This window comes from Arhodomonas sp. KWT (genome assembly GCF_010993615.1).
On the sequence record NZ_WNXE01000123.1, the window covers coordinates 3,675 to 8,106 of the forward strand.

Below are 4,432 nucleotides of genomic sequence, written 5' to 3' on the forward strand. Positions count from 1 at the left end.
GTTGCAGATGCCCATGGCCGCGCAGTCCGTGCTCCTGGGCGGACACGTGCGTGTCGGCCTGGAAGACAATCTCTACCTCGACAAGGGCGTATTCGCCAGCAACGCCCAGCTCGTCGAGCGCGCCGCCGGCATCATCACGCGCCTGGGCGCCCGGGCGGTCACACCGATGGACGCCCGCCGCATGCTCGGCCTTCGCAACCCCCATGAGTGAGGCAATGACGGACACTGCACAGACTCCCGCCATCGACCGGGTGGCCATCGTCGGCGCCGGCGTCATCGGCGCCGGCTGGGCCGCCCGCTTTCTCGCCAACGGCCTGGACGTCACGGTGACCGACCCGGACCCGGACGCCGAGACACGGCTCAACGCCGCCGTCGACACCGCCTGGGCCACGCTGGCCGGGCGCGGCCTCGCCCCCGGCGCGAGCCGCGAGCGGCTGCACTTCACCACCGATCTGGAGGCGGCCGTCGCCGGCGCGGGGCTCATCCAGGAGAACGCCCCGGAGCGCGAGGCCCTCAAGCGGGAGCTTCTCGCCCGCATCGACGCCGCCGCGGAGCCGAACGCGCTGATCGCCTCCAGCACCTCCGGGCTGAAGCCGAGCACCCTGCAGGCGGACTGCGTCCACCCGCAGCGCGTGCTGGTCGCACACCCCTTCAACCCGGTATACCTGCTGCCGCTGGTGGAGCTGGTGGGTGGCGAGCGCACCGACCCCGCCGCAGTGGAGCGCGCCACCGCCGTCTACCGCGCCGCCGGGATGCGGCCGCTGGTGGTACGTCGCGAGATCGAGGGCCACGTCGCCGACCGCCTCATGGAGGCGCTGTGGCGCGAGGCGCTGCATCTGGTCAACGACGGCGTGGCGACCACCGAGGAGGTGGACGCCGCGGTGGTCTACGGCGCGGGCCTGCGCTGGTCGCTGATGGGTACCTTCCTCACATTCCACCTCGCCGGCGGCGACGCGGGCATGCGCCACATGCTCCACCAGTTCGGTCCGGCCCTTAAGCTGCCGTGGACCCGGCTGGAGGCCCCCGAGCTCACCGACTCGCTCATCGAACGCGTGGTCGAGGGCTGCGAGCATCAGGCCGCCGGGCGTTCCGTCGCCGAGCTGGCCTCGCGGCGCGACGAGTTCCTCTCCCGCCTCATCGACCTGGTGAGCGAGTACTGGCCGGAGGCCGAGGGCATTGAAGGCAGGATCTGAGGCGCCCGCCGGCGCGGCACTGACCGTCCTGGAGACCGCCGTCGCGCCGGCCTGGGTGGATTACAACGGCCACATGAACGATGCCGCCTACGCCGGCGTGTTCAGCCAGGCCACGGACGCGCTGATGGAGTGGCTCGGCATGGACGCCGCCTTCCGGTCCGCCGCGGGCTACACGATCTACACCCTGGAGAGCCACATCCGCTACCGGCGGGAGGCCCACGAAGGCGATGGCCTGCGCGTCGAGGCCTGGCTGGCGGACCACGACGCCAAACGGTTGCAGGTGCTGATGCGGCTGTGCGATGCCGCCGACGGCACCGTGCTCGCCACGGGCGAACAGATGCTCATGGGCATCGACACGGGGAGCGCACGACCGGCGCCCTTTCCCGCCCCGGTGGCCGCAAACGTGGACCGGTTGTGGCAGGGCCATGCCCTGCCCGCCGGGCACGACTACGGTCCGCTCACGACGCGGATCCGTCGTCGTTGACCGCACCCCCGACCGGCGCCGCCAGGCCACTGCGGTCCCGGCTCGGGGGCGCCCCGAAGCGACGGCGGTAGGCCCGGGAGAAGCTCGCCGTGGAGCCGAAACCGCAGGCCAGTGCCACCTCGAGCACGCTGCGGTCCGTCTCCTGCAGGAGCTGGCGGGCGTGCGCCAGGCGCAGCTGCAGGTAGTACCCCACCGGGCTGGTCCCGAGCCGCTCGGCGAACAGCCGCTCCAGCTGTCGCTGGGAGATGCAGCAGTGGGCCGCAATGTCCGCCACGGCAACGGGCTGGGCCACGTTCACGCTCATGTACTCGATCGCGTTGACCAGGATCGGGTTGTGCACGCCCAGCCGTGCGGCGACGCTCATGCGCTGGTGATCGGAGCGCTCGCGGATGCGCTGGTAGATGAGCTGCTCCGAGACGGCCATCGCCAGCCCCGGCCCGTGATCGGCGGCGATGAAGCGCAGCGCGAGGTCCATGGTCGCGGTCCCCCCGGAACAGGTGACCCGGCGGCCGTCGATCTCGTACAGCGCGGTGGTGGTCTCGATGCCCGGGAACAGCTCCTCGAATGCGGGGATGCTCTCCCAGTGAAGGGTCACCCGGCGCCCCTCCAGCAGCCCGGCACGGGCGAGTACGAATGCGCCCGTATCCACGCCGCCGAGGGTCCCGCCCTGCCCGGCCAGCCATTTCAGCCACTGCAGGACCGCCGCCGAGGTGTGGCGCTCGTGGTTGAAACCGCTGCACACGAACACGGTCGGCTCGCTGGCGTCCTCGCCAATGGACGCGTCGGTGAGCAGGGTCATGCCGTTGCTTGCCGCCACGGGCATGCCGTCGACGGAGTACAGCGACCACTCGTAGAGCGGCTCGCCGGCGCAGCGGTTGGCGATGCGGAAGGGCTCGACGGCGGCGACGAAGGCCATCATCGAGAATTCCGGGAGCAGCAGAAAGCCGAGGCGCCGGGGCCCGGCGGTCATCGCCCCTCCCCGGCGTAGCCCCTGCGGGTCAACGGCGCTGTCGCCTCGCCAGACACGCTGAGACCCGCTCAGCGCCGCGCGGCAGGCACGATCTTGAGGGTGTTCGTGCCACCCCGTTCACCGGCGCGATCGCCCTTGGTGATGATCACCAGCTCGCCCTCGGTCACGGCGCCGATCTCCAGTAGCTGACCGACCGCCTCGCCGTCCAGCACGTCCCGGCCCGGCACCGTCGGGTCGAAGCTCACCGGGTGCACACCGCGGTAGAGCGTCACCCGCCCGCGTGTGCGCTCGTGTTCGGAGAGCGCGAATATGGGGATGCGCGTGCTCAGCCGTGACATCCACATCACCGTCGCCCCCGACTCCGTCATCGCCGCGATCGCCCCCACGTCCAGCCGGTTCGCCGCGTCGATCGCCGTCTTCGCGATGGTCTCGTCGATGCGCCGGCACGGCGTGCTCAGCGCGTGCGCGTCCGGGTCCAGCGGACCGTCGTCCGAGGAGTGCTCAGCACCCACGCACACCTCGGACATCGCCGTCACCGTCTCCACCGGGTAGTGCCCCACCGCTGTCTCGTCGGAGAGCATCACCGCGTCCGTGCCGTCGATCACGGCGTTCGCCACGTCGAGCACCTCCGCGCGCGTTGGCACCGGGCTGTCGACCATGGACTGCATCATCTGCGTCGCCGTGATCACCACGCACTCGCGGCGCCGCGCCAGCCGCATGATCCGCTTCTGCACCCCGGGCAGCTCGGCGTGTCCGATCTCCACCGCCAGGTCACCGCGGGCGATCATCACCGCGTCCGCACTGTCCATGATCGATTCCAGCGACTCCAGCGCCTCGCGGCGCTCGATCTTGGCGACGATACCCGCCTCGCCGCCGGCGCGCCGCAGCAGCTCGCGCGCCTCGTCGATATCGTGGCCGTCCCGCGGGAACGAGACCGCCAGGTAATCCGCATCCAGCCGCGCGGCGAGCTCGATGTCGCGGCGGTCCTTGTCGGTGAGCGCGCGCACGGACAGGCCGCCACCCAGGCGGTTGATGCCCTTGCGCGCCGAGAGCGTACCGCCCACTTCCACGCGGGTGTGGATTCGCCGGCCCTCGATACCCGTCACCCTCAGGCGGATCAGCCCGTCGGCGAGGAGCAGGATGTCGCCGGCGGCCACGTCGTCCGGCAGCCCGGCGTAGCCCACGCCGACGCCTTCCGCGGTGCCGTCTTCGGCACCCAGCGTCGGGTCCAGGAAGAAGGCGTCACCGCTCTCCAGTGCCACCGGCCCGTCCCGGAACGCCTCCACGCGGATCTTCGGCCCCTGGAGGTCGCAGAGCACGCCGACGACGCGTCCGGCCTCACGGGCAGCGGCGCGCAGGGTGGCGGCGTTGGTGGAATGGTCGTCGGCGCTGCCGTGGGAGAGGTTGAGACGGACAACGTCCACACCGGCGTCGACGATCCCCCTCATCGCGGCCTCGCCGGCCGTGGCGGGCCCCAGGGTGGCAACGATCTTCGTCTGGCGTACCTGTTTTTTTGTCATGGCTACCGAGCCTGCATCAACGCGGCGATCCTGTCGAGCGCACCGGAGGTGCACCGGACGCCGTCATGGAGGAAGACCGCAGGCATCGCCTCGTGTCCCGTCACCGCCCGGCGTTCATGAGCGCGACGGTGGTGTCGAGCATCCGCGAGGAGAAGCCCCACTCGTTGTCGTACCATGCGCACGCCTTCAGCAGCGTCCCGCCCGTGACCTTCGTGAGCGTGGCGTCGAACACCGACGAGCGCGCGTCGTGGTTGAAGTCCACCGA

The 4,432-nt window shown here is 71.1% G+C and carries 5 protein-coding genes and 1 pseudogene; 3 read left to right on the forward strand and 3 right to left on the reverse strand.

Annotated elements, in window-relative coordinates; translation table 11 throughout:
• The 3 genes from G7A99_RS24950 to G7A99_RS14300 form a co-directional block, all read left to right on the forward strand.
• Positions 1–211: 3-keto-5-aminohexanoate cleavage protein (locus G7A99_RS24950; protein ID WP_205599863.1), on the forward strand; the 211-nt coding region annotated here is incomplete at its 5' end.
• Between the two features lie 4 nt (positions 212–215).
• Positions 216–1,193 carry an L-carnitine dehydrogenase gene (locus G7A99_RS14295; protein ID WP_163141280.1) on the forward strand — a complete coding sequence of 326 codons (978 nt, stop codon included), beginning with the start codon at positions 216–218 and terminating at the stop codon, positions 1,191–1,193.
• Positions 1,177–1,677 (forward strand): thioesterase family protein, encoded by a 501-nt coding sequence (locus G7A99_RS14300; protein WP_163141283.1) that lies wholly within the window; start codon positions 1,177–1,179, stop codon positions 1,675–1,677. Before G7A99_RS14295 ends, G7A99_RS14300 begins: the two co-directional genes overlap by 17 nt.
• On the opposite strand, the gene G7A99_RS14305 is transcribed toward G7A99_RS14300, so the two are convergent.
• The 3 genes and pseudogenes from G7A99_RS14305 to G7A99_RS25550 form a co-directional block, all read right to left on the reverse strand.
• Positions 1,652–2,647 (reverse strand): GlxA family transcriptional regulator, encoded by a 996-nt coding sequence (locus tag G7A99_RS14305; RefSeq protein ID WP_018717186.1) that lies wholly within the window; start codon positions 2,645–2,647, stop codon positions 1,652–1,654. The genes G7A99_RS14300 and G7A99_RS14305 overlap by 26 nt on opposite strands.
• Positions 2,648–2,715: 68 nt before the next feature.
• On the reverse strand, positions 2,716–4,167 hold the full coding sequence (gene pyk, locus G7A99_RS14310; RefSeq protein WP_018717187.1) for a pyruvate kinase: 1,452 nt from the start codon (positions 4,165–4,167) through the stop codon (positions 2,716–2,718).
• Positions 4,168–4,267: 100 nt separating this feature from the next.
• Positions 4,268–4,432, reverse strand: a pseudogene (locus tag G7A99_RS25550) (erythrose-4-phosphate dehydrogenase); the annotation flags it as partial.

Excerpts from the sequence above, each read along its gene's own strand:
- G7A99_RS14305 (WP_018717186.1), bottom strand. The coding sequence starts at position 2,647 with ATGACCGCCGGGCCCCGGCGCCTCGGCTTTCTGCTGCTCCCGGAATTC.
- G7A99_RS14295 (WP_163141280.1), top strand. The coding sequence starts at position 216 with ATGACGGACACTGCACAGACTCCCGCCATCGACCGGGTGGCCATCGTC.
- pyk (WP_018717187.1), bottom strand. The coding sequence starts at position 4,167 with ATGACAAAAAAACAGGTACGCCAGACGAAGATCGTTGCCACCCTGGGG.